Raw genomic sequence first — 19,300 nt, 5'->3', positions numbered from 1 at the left:
CAAGAATACGCAATAAAATAATGATGCAGAAGAAGACTTACCCTATTTGCCAATATTATTATGGATCAATTAGTTACGTAGAGGTGGTAAACACTGGGGAGATTTCAACAGGGTATATCCTGTGCGCACTCGCTGGAGGGAGTAAAGGTTGTGTAACCAGCGGAGAATATCTCTGGATATTCTCCGCTAATATTGGAGAGGTATCAGGCTATTACATCGCGACGTTTCCCCTGAATTTCACGCAGCTTGTTCTCGGCCAGCCGTTCAATTTCTGTTAGCGGCACCCCTTTTGTTTCCGGCACATAACGAGAAATAAAGACATAGCAGACCAAATTAAAGACGACAAAAATCCACATCGAGAAAGCGCCGCCGAAGGTCTCCTGCAGCCAGGCGTTATCATTTATGACCGGGAACAACAGTGAGATGAGGAAGTTGGCTATCCACATCAGGCTCACCGCCAGCCCCATCCCAAAACCTTTTATCTTTTCAGGGAAAACCTCAGAAATCAGTACCCATGCGCCAACGCTCCAGCTGACGGCAAACAGCAGCATAAAAAACAGGATGCCAAAGATGGTAATGTAGCCTGTATCGTGGGTGTACAAACCGTATGACGCGATCAACAGGCCGACAATTGAGCCGATGGTACCAATTTTCATAATCGGTATACGGCCATAGCGGTCGAACAGGATCATGCCGATAAAACTGCCCACCACATTACATACCGCGATAAAAATGGTCTGGAACATAACCACTTCGGTACTGCTGTTCTGCAACACCAGCGGCGCATAATAGTTCATTACGTTAACGCCTGTGAACTGTTGCAAAACGGCGATACAGCATCCAACCAACAGAATATAGCGGAGCACCGGCGAGCTTTTCAGGTTGGTGCGTTCTCCCCCGGCGACGTTGTCCTGTGGACGTACGGTTTCTTTCATGCTGTCAAAAATAGCGGCCACATCTGTGGCCGTTAATCCACTGTAGATCCGGGTAAGCACCTTTATCGAACGAGCTTCGCTGCGGTTGTTACGGGCGCACCATGCCGGTGATTCGGGTAGGAAAAGCGTAATCGCTAACATCGCAATGGAGGGTACCACTTGGGCAAAAAGCATAGTCTTCCAGCCCTGGGAAACCAGCACATCAGCAGGCATTCCTTTTGCTATCAGATAGTTGACTATAAACACGATAACCTGGCCAGATACCACGGAGATATTGTAAATGCCCAGCGCTTTGCCGCGAATTTCAGCAGGCGCCAGTTCAGACATATACATGGTGGATGCCGTTCCGGCCATCCCAACCGCAAAACCACACACAATGCGGGAAAGGGAGAAGATCATGAACGATTCACTCATCGCCGCCCCTAAGGAAGAAGCGATAAAAATGATCGCAATGATCAGAAGCGCAGGTTTACGCCCCAGTTTATCGGCAATTTTTCCACCGACCAGCGCGCCGATGATACAACCAATCACGATACTGGAAACGGCCCATCCGGTCTCGGTTGGCGTCAGTTGGTAATACTGCTGTAAAGGCAATACCACCCCGGTAATCACCGCCGTTGAATAACCAAACATCAATCCAGCCAGCGCCGCAATACAACACAGGACGTACACATAGGCCGAATTGTACTTACTTCTCTGAGACATAATCCCTCCCTTGCCTGTTGAGGAAACAACACACCAATGAAATTTTTCATTTTATTTTTGCATTCATTAGAAGAAAAATTCCATGCAAAAGATCACGGAATGGAGATATTCCAGGAAAGAACAAAAAGTACGGCCCCTGACGAATTGAGTTCAGGTACTGTCGCGAAATCAATAAAATCAAGTAACTTCATCAAGATAGAGGAGAGCACTGCGTAAAACGCAGCATCTTAACGATAAAAAACGCCAGGATTATGAAATTCGAAATGTGATACCCATAACAAAACATAAGTTTCATTATTGATCGTTTTGAAATTAAAACATAGGTTGTGAAACGAGAGTTCTCAATAGCTATAAGATCGTCGGCAGCGCTACGGCAATGACCGACATAAGATGAATTTGTCTATTTGTTCACTAAATTCAAACAGATAGATGAAGTTTATTCTGGAGATAATCTACCTATGTCCACATCAGATAGTTGTTATAATACGGGTTACATATTACGCATCTGCGCGATTGCCGCACTGGGCGGAATATTATTTGGCTACGATACTGCTGTTATTTCAGGTGCGATTGGTTCACTGACCAGCTACTTTCATCTATCTCCTGCTGAGACCGGCTGGGCGGTTTCCTGCGTTGTGGTGGGGTGCGTTATTGGTTCGTTTAGCGCCGGATATTTATCCAAACGTTTTGGACGCAAGAAATCATTGATGGTTTCAGCGCTGTTATTCACTATTTCCGCAGTGGGCACCTCCCTCTCCTACACGTTCACCCATTTTGTGATTTATCGCATTATCGGTGGACTGGCAGTCGGCCTGGCGGCAACAGTATCACCGATGTATATGTCTGAAGTCTCACCGAAAAACATGCGCGGCAGAGCATTAAGTATGCAGCAGTTCGCTATCGTTTTCGGTCAGATTCTGATCTTCTACGTTAACTACAAAATAGCATCGATTGCAGCGGATACCTGGCTCATTGAACTTGGCTGGCGCTATATGTTTGCTGCGGGTATTATTCCCTGCATTTTGTTCTGTATTTTAGTCTTTTTAATCCCGGAATCTCCCCGCTGGATGATGATGATTGGTCGCGAGGAGGAGACGCTAAAAATACTGACCAAAATATCCAACGAAGAACATGCCAGACATCTTCTTGCCGATATAAAAACCTCACTGCAAAACGACCAACTAAACGCCCATCAAAAACTCAATTACCGCGACGGGAACGTGCGTTTCATCCTGATCCTGGGCTGCATGATCGCTATGCTGCAACAGGTAACAGGGGTTAACGTCATGATGTATTACGCGCCAATCGTCCTGAAGGATGTGACCGGTAGCGCCCAGGAGGCCCTGTTCCAGACAATCTGGATCGGCGTGATTCAGCTTATCGGTTCCATTATTGGCGCAATGATTATGGATAAGATGGGGCGTTTGTCGCTGATGCGTAAAGGCACTATTGGCAGCATCATCGGCTTGTTGCTCACCTCATGGGCGCTGTACAGCCAGGCAACCGGTTATTTTGCGCTATTCGGTATGCTGTTCTTTATGATTTTCTACGCGCTTTCCTGGGGCGTGGGCGCATGGGTGCTTATTTCTGAAATATTCCCTAACCGGATGAGGTCGCAGGGAATGAGTATTTCGGTCGGATTTATGTGGATGGCAAACTTTTTAGTTTCGCAATTCTTCCCGATGATTAATGAAAACCCGTATTTACTTTCGCATTTCCACGGCGCATTTCCAATGTGGATATTCGCCATCTGCTGCATCTTCAGTTACTTCTTTATCTGCCGTTACCTGCCGGAAACAAAAGGCATTTCGCTGGAGAAAATGGAGAGCGTAGTGTTAGCAAAACGCAGAAAAAAACTGCAGCCAATTCAAACCGAACGTTATTCTGATTAAGTTTCACCACAATGCCGATGATCGCTAAATACGATCATCGGCTTGTTTTTTTACTCCGTCGCCAGCGCCAGTGAAACCGCTAACGTTTGCGCCAGACACATGGACGCGACCTGAGAACGGAAACCATCGACCTGCGCTTCACGTACCACAAAACAGACTTCACTGAACGCTGCCAGCGGGCTGACCTGGCTATCGGTTATCGCAATATGGTGCGCACCGCGTTTCGCGCCAAGCTCGACTAATTCCACCACTTCCTGCGCGTAAGGCGAGTAGCTGATGGCAATAACAACATCGTCGGGGCTGACCATACTTAGCTGTTCAGAGAACATTCCGCCAATACCGTCAATTAAAAATGCCCGTCTCTCCAGATGACGCAATGCGTAGGTTAAATAACTGGCCACGCTAAACGAACGACGTAATCCAATCACATAAATATTGTCGGCTTTCGCTAACAGATTTACCGCCGCATCCAACTGCTCATTTTTAATCTGCACCGGTAATTGTTGTAATACCTGTGAATTCACCATTGAAAATAGCTTCAGAATTTCACCCGGCTTTTCCGGGGTAGGTTCCCCTTCATCCGCATTTTTCTGTCTGAACAGACGCGCCCGCTCGGTATAGCTTACTGTTTCCTCCATCAGGTGCTGGCGAAATACCTGTTTCATTTCATTAAATCCGCTAAAACCAAACGCATTAGCAAAACGAATCAGTGTCGAAGGGGGAACATCGGCATGTTGCGCGATGGAAGCGACCGTGTCAAAAGCAACGCTATTACTGTTATCCAGAATATACTGAGCAACTTGTTTAAGACGTTTGCTAAGGCTGTCATAGCGACTGCGGATATCATCCTGCAGTAAGGAAAGTTGAGTTTGATGTTTAGACATGCATGATACTCTAATAGAACGAAAATTTCGTAAATAACCATATTAGCACAAATGAACTGAACATACAGTTAACAACATTCAAATTGCGCTGTGGTTACCTTCAGTACAGAATTTGCTGGCGGGCTGGGTTCTGAGCAATCTGAATCTGACCGCATAAATGCGACAGGATCAGCATTGTTATGACTGGACGATGCCCGCAGCCAGGCGGCATCGCAAACGTTGAAAGGCAGAAGATGACGTTTATAAATCACGAAACCTTCATCTGTTATTGCGAACTGGCTCTTTTCGTCCCGCATACGGCAACTGGCGGAACACTCTTAGTGTATTACACTGATTACTTTAAGGATATGCGTCTACTCTTTTTCAATACTGAGCGGCAAATGATTTTTTCAGTATTGCTTTAACGTCTCCCGGCGAGCGGAATGCGCTTTCGATGGCAAGATGCCCCCATATAAAACAGCCAGCCACAAAGCTGGCTGACCGCATAGTCATTTAATACGCTGTTACGTTCTGAGCTTTTTTCGCCAGCCCATCCAGCAATTTCTGATGGATGCCGCCGAAACCGCCGTTGCTCATCACCAGGATGTGATCGCCAGGCTGTGCGGTTTTCACCACCATTTCCGCCAGCGTATCGACATCTCCACTCCAGTGAGCAGGCTGTACGCAGGCGTCCGCCACTTCTGAAACCTGCCACGGAATATGCGGCGGCTGCAGCAGGAACACTTCATCCGCACGCCCTAACGACGGCGCCAGGTCATCCTTGCATAACCCCATCTTCATCGTGTTAGAACGCGGCTCCAGTACCGCGATAATGCGCGCGGTGCCGCCCACTTTACCGCGCAGCGCCGCCAGCGTGGCCAGAATTGCCGTCGGATGGTGAGCAAAATCGTCATACACCGTCACGCCGTTCGCTTCGCCGCGTAGCTCCAGACGGCGGCGGGCGTTAATAAATGACCCCAGCGCGCTGGCCGCTTCAGCGGGCGCGACGCCCACGTGGCGCGCGGCGGCAATCGCCATCAGCCCGTTGTGCATGTTATGTTCGCCGACCAGGCCCCATTTCACATCGCCGACTTTTTCGCCGTCCAGCCACACTTCCCACTCGGAAGCATCCGTAGTCAGCTTCTTCGCCTGCCAGTGTCCCTGCTCGCCCACCAGCTCTTGCTCGCTCCAGCAGCCCAGCGCCATGGTCTGTTTCAGGTTGATGTCGTTTTCCGGCCAGATGATGCGCCCCTGCCCCGGCACGATGCGCACCAGATGGTGGAACTGCTTCTGGATCGCTTTCAGATCGTCGAAGATGTCGGCATGATCAAACTCAAGGTTGTTGAGGATCAGCGTCCGCGGGCAGTAATGCACAAATTTAGAACGTTTATCAAAGAACGCGCAGTCGTACTCATCCGCTTCGATAACAAAGAACGGGCTCTCGCCCAGGCGCGCGGAAACCTCAAAGTTGCCCGGTACGCCGCCAATCACAAAGCCCGGTTTGTACCCGCACGCTTCCAGTATCCAGGTCGCCATGCCTGCGGTCGTGGTTTTGCCGTGGGTACCGGCGACCGCCAGTACCCAGCGGTCGCGCAACACAAAGTCGTGCAGCCACTGTGGACCAGACATAAAGGGAATGTTTTTTTCCAGCACAGCTTCCACGCACGGATTCCCGCGCGTCATCGCATTGCCGATAATCACCAGATCCGGCTGCGGATCGAGCTGGCTGGCGTCATAACCCTGGATCAGATCAATGCCTTGCTTCTCAAGTAAGGTACTCATCGGCGGATACACATTGGCGTCCGAACCCGTTACTTCATGACCAAGCGAGCGAGCCAGCATCGCCAGCCCCCCCATGAAAGTGCCACAAATTCCCAAAATATGAATGCGCATACGTCACTATCCTTTTTTTATCTGCGAGCCATTTTACGCACATGTCTGGCAAGTGAGAAACGCATTTCAGGTAAATCTGTACTTTGCTGGCGCGATTCACCTGAGCGCATCATCTGAAATGTTTGTTAAGATTGTTACGGTCGCTTTACTCCAATCAATTGCAGGGAAAGTGTTATGAAAACGTTAGGTGAATTTATTGTCGAAAAGCAGCACGAGTTCTCTCAGGCTACCGGTGAGCTCACTGCTTTGCTGTCGGCAATAAAATTGGGCGCCAAGATCATCCACCGCGATATCAACAAGGCCGGTCTGGTCGATATCCTGGGTGCCAGCGGTGCTGAGAACGTACAGGGCGAGGTTCAGCAGAAACTCGATCTGTTCGCGAACGAGAAACTGAAAGCTGCACTAAAAGCGCGCGATATTGTAGCGGGCATCGCATCGGAAGAAGAGGACGAAATTGTCGTCTTTGAAGGCTGCGAACACGCGAAATATGTGGTGCTGATGGACCCTCTGGATGGCTCTTCTAACATCGACGTTAACGTCTCTGTCGGTACGATTTTCTCGATTTATCGCCGCGTGACGCCCGTCGGCACGCCGGTCACCGAAGAAGATTTCCTGCAACCCGGCAACAAACAGGTCGCTGCGGGATATGTCGTGTATGGCTCGTCCACCATGCTGGTTTACACCACCGGCTGCGGCGTACACGCTTTCACCTACGATCCGTCGTTGGGCGTGTTCTGTCTGTGCCAGGAACGTATGCGTTTCCCGGAAAAGGGTAAAACCTACTCCATTAACGAAGGCAACTACATTAAGTTCCCGAATGGCGTGAAGAAGTACATCAAATTCTGCCAGGAAGAGGATAGTTCAACAAGTCGCCCTTATACCTCACGTTACATTGGCTCTCTGGTGGCCGATTTCCACCGCAACCTGCTGAAAGGCGGCATCTATCTCTACCCCAGCACCGCCAGCCATCCGCAGGGAAAACTGCGTCTGCTGTATGAGTGCAACCCGATGGCGTTCCTCGCGGAACAGGCCGGCGGCAAAGCAAGCGATGGTAAAGAGCGTATTCTGGATATCATTCCGGAAAGCCTTCACCAGCGCCGCTCGTTCTTCGTCGGCAACCGCCATATGGTTGACGATGTGGAACGCTTTATCCGCGAATACCCGGACGCGTAATCTTTACCACCATGCGGAATAACGCATGAAGCCGCCATTGGGCAATAACATGTCCGATGGCGGCGTTGCCTTATCAGGCCCGTGATTTTCCGGTTCTTAACCTTTGGCGTTCATGCTCCGCAACGACGCGCCAGATGAGGCGGAAACGAAAACAAGCGAAGACTTTCGGCGTGAGTTGGCTATAATACTCGCCACTTGTTTGTCATAAATTCAAAGGAAACAGACATGAGCTTACTCAACGTCCCGGCGGGTAAAGAACTGCCGGAAGATATCTACGTCGTTATCGAGATCCCGGCTAACGCAGATCCGATCAAATACGAAGTTGACAAAGAGAGCGGCGCGCTGTTCGTTGACCGCTTCATGTCCACCGCGATGTTCTATCCGTGCAACTACGGTTACATCAACCATACCCTGTCTCTGGACGGCGACCCGGTAGACGTTCTGGTCCCGACGCCGTACCCGCTGCAGCCAGGCGCCGTCATCCGTTGCCGTCCGGTTGGCGTACTGAAAATGACCGACGAATCCGGTGAAGATGCGAAACTGGTTGCCGTACCGCACACCAAACTGAGCAAAGAGTACGATCACATTAAAGATGTGAACGATCTGCCGGAACTGCTGAAAGCGCAGATCACTCATTTCTTCGAGCATTATAAAGATCTCGAAAAAGGCAAATGGGTGAAAGTTGACGGTTGGGACAACGCCGAAGCGGCTAAAGCGGAAATCGTTGCCTCCTTCGAGCGCGCAGCGAAGAAATAAGTTCGCTTTTACATAAGCGTCAAGATAAAGGCTCTCATAGTAATGAGGGCCTTTTTATTGGCTAATGAATAGAGCACAATTTTTATCATTATTAGTTTAACATTCACGGAATGAATAATACTTTACCTTATTTTTTATTAAAAAGGGTTGAATACGCTCACGGTTTCTCTAAAAAGCTTAAGATAATAATTGTTTTGTGAATGCCCGCAGACTCCTCTGGACTTACGCCCTAAATATTAGCAAGCGTTAAATTCTTATTTAGTGCATAAGCCCGATTACCTTTTTAATAAGGTATCCTAAGCTTTCCATACCAATAACCGTATTTTTAATCCAACATAATATCCGCTCAAAACACACTTTTTAATATATTTTTAAGGGCTGCCATAATTATTTACTATTTTAAGAGATTATGATGAAAAATGATATATTAATTACCGGTGGACATATCATCGATCCCGCTCGTAATATTAATGAGATTAACAATTTACGCATCATTAACGATATTATCGTTGATGCCGATAAATATCCTGTAACTTCGGAGACCCGGATTATCCATGCCGACGGCATGATCGTCACTCCCGGTCTTATCGATTATCACGCGCATGTTTTTTATGACGCGACGGAAGGCGGCGTCAGGCCTGATATGTACATGCCGCCGAATGGCGTCACCACCGTCGTGGATGCAGGTTCTGCCGGTACGGCAAACTTTGATGCCTTCTACCGAACGGTGATTTGCGCCAGCAAAGTTCGAATCAAAGCGTTTCTGACCGTGTCGCCGCCGGGCCAAACCTGGTCACAAGAAAATTATGATCCTGACAATATTGATGAAAATAAGATCCACGCGCTGTTTCGTCAGTATCGCAACGTTCTTCAGGGATTAAAACTCAAGGTTCAGACTGAGGACATTGCTGAATATGGCTTAAAACCGCTGACTGAATCCCTTCGTATTGCCAACGATTTAAGGTGCCCCGTGGCAATACACTCGACTCATCCCGTCGTTCCCATGAAAGAACTTGTCTCCTTGCTACGCCGCGGCGATATTATCGCTCATGCGTTTCACGGCAAAGGTAGCACCATTCTTACTGATGAAGGCGCTGTCTTAGCCGAAGTCCGTCAGGCAAGGGAAAGAGGCGTTATATTTGATGCCGCCAATGGTCGCAGCCATTTTTCAATGAACACGGCACGCCGGGCCATCGCCAATGGCTTTCTTCCGGATATCATCAGTAGCGATCTCTCAACCATCACTAAACTCGCCTGGCCTGTTTACGCCTTACCATGGATTTTATCGAAATACTTAGCACTCGGCGTCGCGCTTACCGATGTCATTAACGCCTGTACCCATACCCCAGCAGTTTTATTGGGCATGGCAGCAGAAATTGGTACGCTGGCCCCTGGGGCATTTGCCGATATCGCCATCTTTAAATTAAAAAACAGGCATGTTGAATTTGCCGATATTCATGGTGAAACGCTCACGGGGACGCATGTGCTGGTACCACAAATGACCATAAAATCCGGTGAGATATTATTTCGTCAAATTGATTTTGGCGCGCGGCCAAACGGAGTTGAAAAATGACCTCAATGCAAAAATGGCTACGGATCGGCGCGACATTAATGTTCGGCCTTTTTGTTGCTTATCTTGACCGTTCTAATCTTTCCGTTACGTTACCTACGATTACACACGACCTGAATATTGATGGCGCAACGGCCAGCATTGTATTAACCATATTTCTTATTGGCTATGCCTTTTCAAATATTTTTGGCGGCGTATTTACCCAGCGATACGATCCGAAAAAAATAGTCATTCTGATGGTGCTAATCTGGTCGATTGCGACCGTTTTTGTCGGATTTACCTCGTCAGTGTACGTTATTTTGATTTGTCGGCTGGTGCTTGGCATTACCGAAGGCATTTATTGGCCGCAGCAGTCCCGCTTCGCCAGCGACTGGTTTTCAGACAAAGAACGGACGCAGGCGAACAGTATTATCCAGTATTATGGACAGTTCCTGGCATTAGGCCTGGGATTTATGATTTTGTCCCCGCTGGATGCTGCCTTCGGTTGGCGAAATGTTTTTATTATCACTGGTGTGATCGGCATTGTTGTTGTGGTTCCACTTTATATAACAATGCTGAAAAAACAGGAAGAAGCGCCTTATTATCGTGCGCCGGCGCCAACAGAGAAAACTAAACTTACCCTGGAATCGCTGGGCGGAACCCCCTTCCTACTTCTTATTTTTACCTACATCACTCAAGGGATGTTGTTCTGGGGAATTACGTTATGGATACCCATGGTTGTCAATTCTCTCGGCTATACCGGATTCAGTAAAGCATTGGTCAGTTCTCTGCCTTATCTGACTGCGGTTATACTGGCAATCCCTATCTCATGGATCAGTGATAAAACACAAAAGCGTGTACTTATTGCTTCACTGGGCCTACTAATCCCCGGCGTGATGTTATTTCTCCTGCCATTTGTCGATGCGCCGGGCTTTAAAATCACGCTCATTACCCTGGCGATGGGTTATTATGCCGCCAGCTTTACCCCCAATATCTGGTCGATTATCCAGTCGAACGTTAAACCCCATGCGATTGGCCCAGCCTCCGGTATTATTAATGGCATCGGCGCCGGCGGCGGCGGTACGTTGGCAGGCCTTATGGTCGGCTATTTTTACCGGACAACCGGCAGCTATATGCAGGGATTTATGGTTCTCGGATGCATTGTTATCCTGGGCGGCGCGTCATTATTGATCTACGGCAGAATAAGAGCTCATCGTGCCCGGCGCTAGCGCCATCAGCCAGAATGTAAAAAACAACGCCACCCGAGGGTGGCGTGTTCAGTTCAGGGCTGGTTTCTGTCTAACCAGTCACCGCTTTCAATCAGAGTTAACCCATCAACAGGACGTTGATATACATACATCCATGCGCTGCCGTAAGGCGTCTGGATTAACTGGCGTGCGTATTCACCGCCCCTGGTGCGCAAAGCATCAAGTTCGGCCAGCGTGGCGTTATCAATTCGATAAACTTCACCGTATACCGCTCCGTTTCCCGGAACTGCGCCTGGATAGTGGCCCAGACTATACAACTGGTAGTTATCGATACGGTAATCGCCAAGCAATTGGGCATTGGTCATCCAGTGACTGTTGCCTTGTTTCTGTCGTAAACTGCCATAGACAAATATTCGCATTGCTAAAACTCAAACTGATAGAGCAAATCAAGTGCCTGATCTACGCCAGACACTGCTTCCAGATATAGCTTAGGCATCAGGCGATAACGTAACGTGAGCGTCGCCAGAGAGTCAAATATCCCTACACCATACTTCACCTGTAGACCCGGCAGTACATAGCCGCTGACCACAACCTGGGACGAATCGCCCACCCCTTGCGTGTCCAGCGCCAGATTACTTACACCGAATGTCTCTCCGATTTTACCCACAACCTGACCACTTTGCGCAACCCCCAGGCCAATAAGCATGGAAGTCATTGCTGCGCTATCACTCTGATTGCTGTCCAACCCCTGCCCACGCAGCAGATAAGAAAGCGCTTCAGCCTGCGGCATCGCCGGATCGGAGAAGATTTCCGCTTTGGGTTCATCAGCAGTGCCTGTGACGCGCACGCCCGCAATGACATCGTCTTCGGTGGCGTCAGGGTTACGGATCGCTTCGATATTGAGCAGTGGCTGATCCGGCGGGCCGGAGAACAGCAGCTCGCCTTTACGAACAAGCAGGTCCTGGCCGTAGGCGCGGAATCGGCCGTCAGGAATATTGATTTGACCATTCAGCCCCAGCCCCTGCTTATCCTGCGCGACTTTCAAATCGCCGGTCAAACGCGCTTTAAGCCCGAAGGCGTCGATACGCACGTTGTTGCCGACGTGAACCGTCAGATTACTGTTGATGGGAATAGACGCGGTCTGCGGCGTTTCTGGTTGCAGGTCATTATTGAGCATAACCACATCGCTGGAGACGCCAACCGCACTCTCTGGCAGGTCGTGCACCACAATTCGCGCCCACGGAACGTCCACACGCCCATCCAACGTGAACAGCGAAGGCGTCGCGTCAAAGACCACATCCGGCGAGACATCCAGGCGCACCATCGGCGGAACGGTAATCCGCACCCGGCTGCCTTTCGCCGTCACCCGCGCGCGCCAGTTGTCAATCTGGCTCCAGTCGGCGTTACCGTTCAGGTTAATTTGCCCTTGTTGTGTTCGCACGATACCGGCGAGCGTCGAACGCGTACCGCTAAAGTTCATGGTGAGCTGGCTCGGCTGCATCTCAAACGGCATAAAATTACCGTCAATATCCAGCGCGCTAAGCTGCAACTGACCAAACAACTGCGGGCTTTGTACATCGCCGCCCAGGCGTAGTCTGGCGTTTAACATTCCCGCCGCTTTTTCGCCGCGCGAAAAGACAGGGTTGACCATCGCCAGATTGAGATTGCGCATGTTGACGTTACCGCCGAGATTGCGCCGCCCCTGAGGATCGGTTACCTGCACCTGGCCATCGAATTGACCATTGTTCGTCAGGCGAATCAGCCATCCCAGCTCGGCGCGATTATTGTGCAGATCGGCGCTGAGGTTCAGCGTCTCAAACGCGACCGGTAACGGCGCGTCATTGACGGTCTGCGTGACCTTCACATTACGACCGGAAAGCGTGACCTTCCCCTGCGGCAATCCCTCCTGGGTGGTGTCCCACGACACGTCCGCTTTCCCGCTAAAGATCCCGCTGGCCTGAGTGGTATCAGGCATAAATGGCTTCAGCATCGCCAGATCAAAGCGGTTGAGATTGACCACCGCCCGTCCTGCGGCGCCCGCATCAATGGTTTGCGGTACGCACAGCTCGGCGTTCGGGTTCAGCCAACAATGCGGCCCGATACTGATTTTCTGTTCTTTATTACGGTAGTCCAGCGCAATCGCGCGGGTCAACGACCATGGCCCCACTGGCGTCTGGAAACGGGTGTCGCTTAACGTCCCTTTCCAGCGCGCCGCCTCGCGATCAAAACTGCCTGTCAGGGAAAGTTGACCGGATACCGGTTCTCCCTGAACACGGAGCTGTAGCTGATGCTGCTTCTCGCTGCCTTTGGCGTCAAGCGTCACCAGATTGATGTTAACGTCGGGCTGCGAAATCCGCTCTACGCGAACGTTGAGATGGCCCGCTATTTGATCGGTGGATTTAATATCGCCCTCAATGCGCGCCTGGGCGACAGACAGATCCTGCCAGCGCAGACCGCGGGCGGTGATATCCGCCAACAGCTGCGGCGCTTCTACCGTACCGCGGACTTTAACGATTCCTTTTGCCATGCCGCCCAGTCCTGGCAGCGCATTATCCAGCCCCGGCGCATCGATGGCGGCGTCAAGATTCAGCTCCTTAACGCCAAGCTCGCCTTTTATATCGGCGCTGTTTGGGCCCAGCGCAAGGTGCAGCCCCGGGATCGTCCACTGCATGTAGCTGTTGCCCTTTAGCGTCCCGTTGACGTTAACGCTGTTCTGCTTCACATTGCCGGTCAGCTTGAGCTCCGGGACATCCATCTGCCAGGTGCCGCCGTAGAGGCTGCCTTTGGTTTTCATGACGCCGTTAAGCTTCGCGGGCCAGTCCGGGATCTCTTTAGCGGTATTGATGCCATTTAGCGTCAGTTCGCCACGCCAGCTAATCGCCTGCTGCCAGTCCACCAGCGCTTTCAGTTCGGTTTTTCCCTCCAGAGCGGCGATGGTAAGTTTATCGAGATTAATCTGCCGCTCATTCCCTTTGGCATCCAGCGTGATGGTCGCCGGCGGAATATCTTGTCCTTTCACGGCGGTTCGCATCGACAACGTATAGTCGGTCATCTTACCGCTCAGTTTGAGCTTCAGATCGTCAGCCTGAAACTGGGTATCACCCGTCAATGGCCAGGCAATGCGTTGGCTGACGACTTCAAGATTGAGCGGTAAACCGGCCTCCGCCAGCCGCGTCTGGGCACGAAGCACGACATCCATCGGCCCGGAAAGGTTCACCCCGACCTCCAGTTGTTCGCGTAGCGCGCCGCCGACCTTGAGTTTTATCTTTTCACCCTTTAGCGGATCGATATTCAGCGTACTGTTGAGCGTAATATCAACCGGCCAGTTATTGGCGAGCTGCGCCGTACCGGAGGCTTTCACCGTGCCCTGGTTGGCGTCGATATCCAGAGTATCCAGCTTCATATTACCGTCGATACTGCTGACTTTAAGCAGCATCGTGCGCACCGTCAGATCGGTATCGCCGGTGATGCGTAGCTGCTCGCCGCGAAATGACTCGATATTCAGATTGAGCGGCAGGTGAACATCGGTCATCTCCGGCATTACTGGTTTTGCAAACAGATCTTTTAGCGTTTCGCCAAGCGGCTTTTCATCCGGTTGAGGTTTCTCGATTTTGGGTTCAACCACCTCTTCCTGCGCCACGTCAGCGACCTTCGGCAGCGCGATCAGCAATCCCTGAAGCCGCGTCGGTTTCAGGGTCAGGTTTTTCTCCTGCCATGCTAGCCCGGAGGTAAAATCCAACACCGAAACGGTAGTGTCATCAATCTTGATATTGATGTTATTCAACGCCACGCGCGACAGCGTGATGGGCCAGGGCGTGGAGAGGTTCAGCGGTCCGCTTTCTTCCTCTTCTTGCGCCGGTTCGGAAGGCGGCATTTTTTTGCTGTCGATAGCGACATTAATGTCTTTTAACGCCAGATCATTGACGCACAGGCTACTGCGCCATAGGCAATCAAGCCCGACGGCCAGATGAATTTCGCCCGCATTCACCGCAACGCCCGGCTGCTCATAGCGGATATTTTTTAACGATAAGTCCCGCCAGCCGCCGGTGACCTGCCCAATCTCCAGCCCCGGCACCCAGCGGTTCGCCGCACTGAATACCAGATGCAGCCCCGTCGTCGTCCCGACCAGAAACGCAACGCTCGCCAGTAACACCACAATGAAAATCAACACGCCGAGGCTTATTTTCTTCCATAAACTCATAATTCAGGCCCCAGACCGATATAAAACTGTAAACCGTGTTCGTCTTTGTCGCCGACCGGTACGGCAAAATCGAGTTTGATAGGCCCAACCGGCGACGCCCAGCGCACGCCGACCCCGGTCCCGGTTTTGAAATCGCTACGGCGAATATCACTCACCGCCTCGCCGCTATCGACAAACACTGCCCCCCACCATTTGCCGGTGACGTTATACTGGTACTCCAGCGATCCGGTTGCCAGTTTTGAGGCGCCTTTAAGATTGCCGTCGCTATCTTTAGGCGAAATAGATTTGTATTTATAGCCGCGAATACTGCGGTCGCCCCCGGCGAAGAAACGTAAATCCGGCGGAACTTTGTCGAAATCACCGGTTTCTATCCAGCCCAAATTGGCGCGCATCACAAAACGGTGGCGATCGTACAAAGTCCGAATCCAGACGTTTTGCGCCTGCAGCACGGAGAAATCCACATCGGAGCCCCAGGCCGTATTCGAATAGTCTACCGAGTAGCGCTGCGAATCGCCCCAGGTTGGCATCAGTCCCCCTCGCGAGCGGGTTCGGCTGATCATCACGCCCGGGTAGAACAGCATGGTGGTATTGGTGACGTTCCCCTGGGTAAAGTGGTCGAAACTCCAGCGCAGGTTAATCGCCCGCTGCCAACCACTGGAAAGGTCCCAGTAACGCGACACGGCAAGCGTGGTCGAGTCCTGCTCCGTATCATTCAAATCGGTACGTTTAAAGCCGCCCTGTACCAGATAGTATTGCTCCAGCGGGTTTTTCAGCAGCGGCATTTTATAACTAAAATCCAGCACCTGTTCCGGCGCAGAAATACTGGTGCTGGTGGTCAGACTATGACCGTAAGAGTTCATCCACGGTTTTTTCCACGACGCTTTCACGCGCGGCCCGACGTCGGTGGAGTACCCCACCCCGGTTTCAATCGTGTTTTCGGTTCGCGGCGATACCACGCCTTTTAACGGCAGAATTTTTGTTTTACGCGATTTCTCAAATTCCGGCGCCACCACGACAGAATTAAACCATCCGGTAGCGGAAAGTCGGCGGTTTAGTTCCGCCAAATCTTTCGATTCGTACTCATCACCCTCTTTAAACGGCAACAGATTTTGTAAATATTCATCACGAATCTGCGAACCTTCGAAGGTGACAGGCCCGAAGCGATAGCGCTCACCGCTATCATAATCAATATCCCAAAACGCCTGATGACGGCCCAGAGCAATTCCCAACTGACTTTTAATGAATTCGCTGTCGAAATAGCCTTTGCGTAGCGACACGCTGGTTAACGACTTTTTAAAATTGTCATAGTCCCCCTGGTTGAGCACCGTGCCGATTGCCGGACGCGTTTTCAGTAAGGCCAGATAATCTTTGTCCGTACGCGCGCCGCCGCGTAAAATGACTTCTGTACCGCCAATCAACACCGGCTGGCCGGGCGTAACCCTGGCGATTAATACCTGCCGTCCTTTCGCAGGCGGTGGAAGCAAGTCGAATTTGATAGTGGGTTCGTAATAGCCTAACGCTTTAAGCCCTTCGCGAATCGCATCATCAACTCGGGCGCGAAAGCGCCGATCCGGCGTCACCTCATCGCTCTGAATCGTAGAGAGCTGTGCGCGAACGTTTTTTTCCAGCTCTCCGGATAGCCCTTCGACTTTCAGACGAACATTTGCGGCTACCGCAGAACTGCTCAGGCACAGTAAGCTAACCCAACATAACTGACGGATATGTGGCACATTTTCTCCTGAATATCCCCTATTCCCACCCCTGGAAAAAATCACACTACCGCTCCGCGGCTTAACATAAAATCAACAATTTCGATTGAAAAGCAGACGACTGCCCAAATATTTCTTATGGTTAAATCCAGATACATTAATGTTGTTATTGTGTGCAAAGATGCGTCTCGTTACAACCTTAACGCCAATTAACGCTTTCGGGAGAATAGCTCATGAGTTTATTTGATAAAAAACATCTGGTTACTCAAGCAGATGCGTTACCAGGACGCAACACCCCGATGCCGATCGCCACTCTGCATGCGGTAAATGAACACTCTATGACCAATGTCCCTGCCGGGATGGAGATCGCCTACTTCGCTATGGGCTGTTTCTGGGGCGTAGAACGTTTATTCTGGCAATTGCCCGGCGTATATAGCACCGCGGCAGGGTATGCAGGCGGTTACACGCCTAATCCAACCTACCGGGAAGTCTGTTCCGGGCAGACCGGTCATGCCGAAGCGGTACGGATAGTGTACGATCCTGCCGTTATCCGTTATGAGCAGCTTTTACAGACCTTCTGGGAAAATCACGATCCGACGCAGGGGATGCAACAGGGTAACGATCACGGTACGCAATACCGTTCTGCGATTTATCCCTTAACGCCGGAACAGAATGCCGCCGCTCACGCCAGTCGCGAGCGCTTTCAGTCGGCAATGGCCGCCGCCGGAGACCATCGCCCGATTACCACGGAAATCGCCCATGCGACGCCGTTTTACTACGCCGAAGATGAACACCAACAGTATCTGCACAAAAATCCATATGGTTACTGCGGGATTGGCGGGATCGGCGTTTGCCTGCCGCCTGACGCGTGACGACGCTGGCGTAGGGGGAACTTGTCGGAGTTGAAAATGAACCCTCTGGCGACTTTACAGTAGCTTACGCTATACTAGCCCTGAACTTATCGGCTCACTGCTACGAGCCGGTTTTCATTAAACGTTACCACACGGATTTATAAACTTCCCTTCCGAGGATCTGGCGTTTCGCCGGATAAGATATGTTAAACAGTATATTCATTATATTCTGCCTGATCGCTGTAAGTGCGTTCTTCTCCATCTCCGAGATCTCGCTTGCCGCATCACGTAAGATTAAACTTAAGTTATTAGCTGATGAAGGCAGTATCAACGCACAACGCGTATTGAAAATGCAGGAAAATCCCGGCATGTTTTTCACCGTTGTGCAAATTGGCCTGAACGCCGTCGCTATTCTTGGCGGTATCGTCGGCGATGCGGCATTTTCGCCCGCCTTTTCCGCCCTCTTCTCGCACTATATGTCGCCAGAACTCTCCGAGCAGCTGAGCTTTATTCTCTCTTTCTCGCTGGTGACGGGGCTGTTTATCCTGTTCGCGGATTTAACCCCGAAACGCATCGGTATGATTGCGCCAGAAGCTGTGGCTTTGCGTATCATCAACCCGATGCGCTTCTGCCTGTTCGTTTTTCGCCCGCTGGTGTGGCTGTTTAACGGCATGGCAAACAACATCTTCCGCCTGTTCAAAATTCCAATGGTGCGGAAAGACGACATTACTTCTGATGATATTTACGCAGTGGTGGAAGCCGGCGCGCTGGCGGGCGTCTTGCGCAAGCAAGAGCACGAACTAATTGAAAATGTGTTTGAACTTGAATCTCGCACCGTACCGTCTTCTATGACGTCGCGCGAAAGTATCATCTGGTTTGATCTGCACGAAGACGAACAAAGCCTGAAGAAAAAGGTCGCCGAACATCCGCACTCAAAATTTTTGGTGTGTAATGAAGATATCGACCACATCATCGGCTATGTAGACTCCAAAGATCTGCTGAATCGCGTGCTGGCTAACCAAAGTATGGCGCTGAATAGCGGCGTGCAAATTCGCAATACCTTGATTGTGCCGGATACGCTGACCCTTTCTGAGGCGCTGGAAAGTTTCAAAACGGCGGGCGAAGATTTCGCGGTCATTATGAATGAATACGCTCTGGTCGTCGGTATCATTACGCTGAACGATGTGATGACCACGCTAATGGGTGACCTGGTCGGCCAGGGACTGGAAGAGCAAATTGTGGCGCGCGATGAAAATTCCTGGCTGGTTGACGGCGGCACGCCGATTGACGACGTCATGCGCGTGCTGGATATCGATGAGTTTCCGCAATCCGGCAACTATGAAACCATTGGCGGCTTTATGATGTTTATGCTGCGCAAGATCCCAAAACGTACTGATTCGGTGAAGTTTTCCGGCTACAAATTTGAAGTGGTGGATATCGACAACTACCGTATCGATCAGTTGCTGGTGACGCGTCTCGACAATAAAAGCAACGTACCGGCGCCGAAACTGCCCGATGCGCAAGGTAAAGAAGACAGCGCGGCCTGAAATCCGTTTGCCAGAAAC

The 19,300-nt window shown here is 50.8% G+C and carries 13 protein-coding genes; 7 read left to right on the top strand and 6 right to left on the bottom strand.

The window, feature by feature from the left end:
• Positions 1 to 203 precede the first annotated feature (203 nt).
• The gene (gene iolT2 / locus HV477_RS07005) at positions 204 to 1,640 is read right to left on the bottom strand and encodes a myo-inositol import MFS transporter IolT2 (RefSeq protein ID WP_000083108.1); all 1,437 of its coding nucleotides are present in this window, start codon (positions 1,638 to 1,640) and stop codon (positions 204 to 206) included.
• Positions 1,641 to 2,098: 458 nt separating this feature from the next.
• Between iolT2 and iolT1 the strand changes: the two genes are divergently transcribed.
• Entirely contained in the window at positions 2,099 to 3,532 is a 1,434-nt protein-coding gene (gene iolT1 / locus HV477_RS07000; protein WP_000107709.1) for a myo-inositol import MFS transporter IolT1, read from the top strand.
• 50 nt (positions 3,533 to 3,582) lie between these two features.
• On the opposite strand, the gene iolR is transcribed toward iolT1, so the two are convergent.
• Positions 3,583 to 4,416, bottom strand: coding sequence for a myo-inositol utilization transcriptional regulator IolR (iolR, locus tag HV477_RS06995; RefSeq protein ID WP_001523662.1), 834 nt, complete (start codon positions 4,414 to 4,416; stop codon positions 3,583 to 3,585).
• Between the two features lie 492 nt (positions 4,417 to 4,908).
• Positions 4,909 to 6,288, bottom strand: a complete 1,380-nt coding sequence (mpl, locus tag HV477_RS06990; protein WP_001219837.1) for a UDP-N-acetylmuramate:L-alanyl-gamma-D-glutamyl-meso-diaminopimelate ligase — start codon at positions 6,286 to 6,288, stop codon at positions 4,909 to 4,911.
• Positions 6,289 to 6,462: 174 nt separating this feature from the next.
• Here mpl and fbp point away from each other — a divergent pair, with 174 nt between their 5' ends.
• From fbp to HV477_RS06970, 4 genes are all read left to right on the top strand, one after another.
• Positions 6,463 to 7,461, top strand: a complete 999-nt coding sequence (gene fbp / locus HV477_RS06985; protein WP_000853764.1) for a class 1 fructose-bisphosphatase — start codon at positions 6,463 to 6,465, stop codon at positions 7,459 to 7,461.
• A 225-nt stretch (positions 7,462 to 7,686) separates the two neighbouring features.
• A complete protein-coding gene (ppa, locus tag HV477_RS06980; RefSeq protein WP_000055079.1) occupies positions 7,687 to 8,217 on the top strand; it encodes an inorganic diphosphatase in 531 nt (176 codons plus the stop codon).
• A gap of 409 nt (positions 8,218 to 8,626) precedes the next feature.
• Positions 8,627 to 9,790 (top strand): metallo-dependent hydrolase, encoded by a 1,164-nt coding sequence (locus HV477_RS06975; RefSeq protein ID WP_000977207.1) that lies wholly within the window; start codon positions 8,627 to 8,629, stop codon positions 9,788 to 9,790.
• Positions 9,787 to 10,995 (top strand): MFS transporter, encoded by a 1,209-nt coding sequence (locus HV477_RS06970; protein WP_000203132.1) that lies wholly within the window; start codon positions 9,787 to 9,789, stop codon positions 10,993 to 10,995. The genes HV477_RS06975 and HV477_RS06970 overlap by 4 nt, the downstream gene beginning before the upstream one ends.
• Positions 10,996 to 11,048: 53 nt before the next feature.
• Here HV477_RS06970 and HV477_RS06965 read toward each other — a convergent pair whose 3' ends face one another.
• Genes HV477_RS06965 through tamA form a run of 3 tightly spaced genes read right to left on the bottom strand, consistent with a single transcriptional unit; the run spans position 11,049 to position 16,905 of the window.
• On the bottom strand, positions 11,049 to 11,393 hold the full coding sequence (locus tag HV477_RS06965; protein WP_001219167.1) for a gamma-glutamylcyclotransferase: 345 nt from the start codon (positions 11,391 to 11,393) through the stop codon (positions 11,049 to 11,051).
• Between the two features lie 2 nt (positions 11,394 to 11,395).
• Entirely contained in the window at positions 11,396 to 15,175 is a 3,780-nt protein-coding gene (gene tamB, locus HV477_RS06960) for an autotransporter assembly complex protein TamB (protein ID WP_079898739.1), read from the bottom strand.
• Positions 15,172 to 16,905 (bottom strand): autotransporter assembly complex protein TamA, encoded by a 1,734-nt coding sequence (tamA, locus tag HV477_RS06955; protein WP_001120230.1) that lies wholly within the window; start codon positions 16,903 to 16,905, stop codon positions 15,172 to 15,174. The genes tamB and tamA overlap by 4 nt, the downstream gene beginning before the upstream one ends.
• 212 nt (positions 16,906 to 17,117) lie before the next feature.
• On the opposite strand from tamA, the gene msrA reads away from it, so the two are divergent.
• Positions 17,118 to 17,756, top strand: coding sequence for a peptide-methionine (S)-S-oxide reductase MsrA (gene msrA, locus HV477_RS06950; protein ID WP_000051467.1), 639 nt, complete (start codon positions 17,118 to 17,120; stop codon positions 17,754 to 17,756).
• Between the two features lie 182 nt (positions 17,757 to 17,938).
• Positions 17,939 to 19,282 carry a hemolysin family protein gene (locus HV477_RS06945; protein ID WP_000934974.1) on the top strand — a complete coding sequence of 448 codons (1,344 nt, stop codon included), beginning with the start codon at positions 17,939 to 17,941 and terminating at the stop codon, positions 19,280 to 19,282.
• The last annotated feature ends 18 nt before the right edge of the window (positions 19,283 to 19,300 follow it).

Source organism: Salmonella sp. SG203 (assembly GCF_013350575.1).
GTDB classification, from domain to species: Bacteria; Pseudomonadota; Gammaproteobacteria; order Enterobacterales; family Enterobacteriaceae; genus Salmonella; species Salmonella enterica.
Note: the sequence above shows the minus strand (reverse complement) of the source record. Positions and strands in the feature narration are given on the sequence as shown.

What these genes read in the sequence shown, in the direction of transcription:
- HV477_RS06945 (WP_000934974.1), top strand. Translation starts at nt 17,939, where the DNA reads ATGTTAAACAGTATATTCATTATATTCTGCCTGATCGCTGTAAGTGCG.
- iolR (WP_001523662.1), bottom strand. Translation starts at nt 4,416, where the DNA reads ATGTCTAAACATCAAACTCAACTTTCCTTACTGCAGGATGATATCCGC.
- iolT2 (WP_000083108.1), bottom strand. Translation starts at nt 1,640, where the DNA reads ATGTCTCAGAGAAGTAAGTACAATTCGGCCTATGTGTACGTCCTGTGT.
- ppa (WP_000055079.1), top strand. Translation starts at nt 7,687, where the DNA reads ATGAGCTTACTCAACGTCCCGGCGGGTAAAGAACTGCCGGAAGATATC.
- HV477_RS06975 (WP_000977207.1), top strand. Translation starts at nt 8,627, where the DNA reads ATGATGAAAAATGATATATTAATTACCGGTGGACATATCATCGATCCC.
- fbp (WP_000853764.1), top strand. Translation starts at nt 6,463, where the DNA reads ATGAAAACGTTAGGTGAATTTATTGTCGAAAAGCAGCACGAGTTCTCT.
- HV477_RS06970 (WP_000203132.1), top strand. Translation starts at nt 9,787, where the DNA reads ATGACCTCAATGCAAAAATGGCTACGGATCGGCGCGACATTAATGTTC.
- mpl (WP_001219837.1), bottom strand. Translation starts at nt 6,288, where the DNA reads ATGCGCATTCATATTTTGGGAATTTGTGGCACTTTCATGGGGGGGCTG.
- iolT1 (WP_000107709.1), top strand. Translation starts at nt 2,099, where the DNA reads ATGTCCACATCAGATAGTTGTTATAATACGGGTTACATATTACGCATC.
- HV477_RS06965 (WP_001219167.1), bottom strand. Translation starts at nt 11,393, where the DNA reads ATGCGAATATTTGTCTATGGCAGTTTACGACAGAAACAAGGCAACAGT.
- msrA (WP_000051467.1), top strand. Translation starts at nt 17,118, where the DNA reads ATGAGTTTATTTGATAAAAAACATCTGGTTACTCAAGCAGATGCGTTA.
- tamB (WP_079898739.1), bottom strand. Translation starts at nt 15,175, where the DNA reads ATGAGTTTATGGAAGAAAATAAGCCTCGGCGTGTTGATTTTCATTGTG.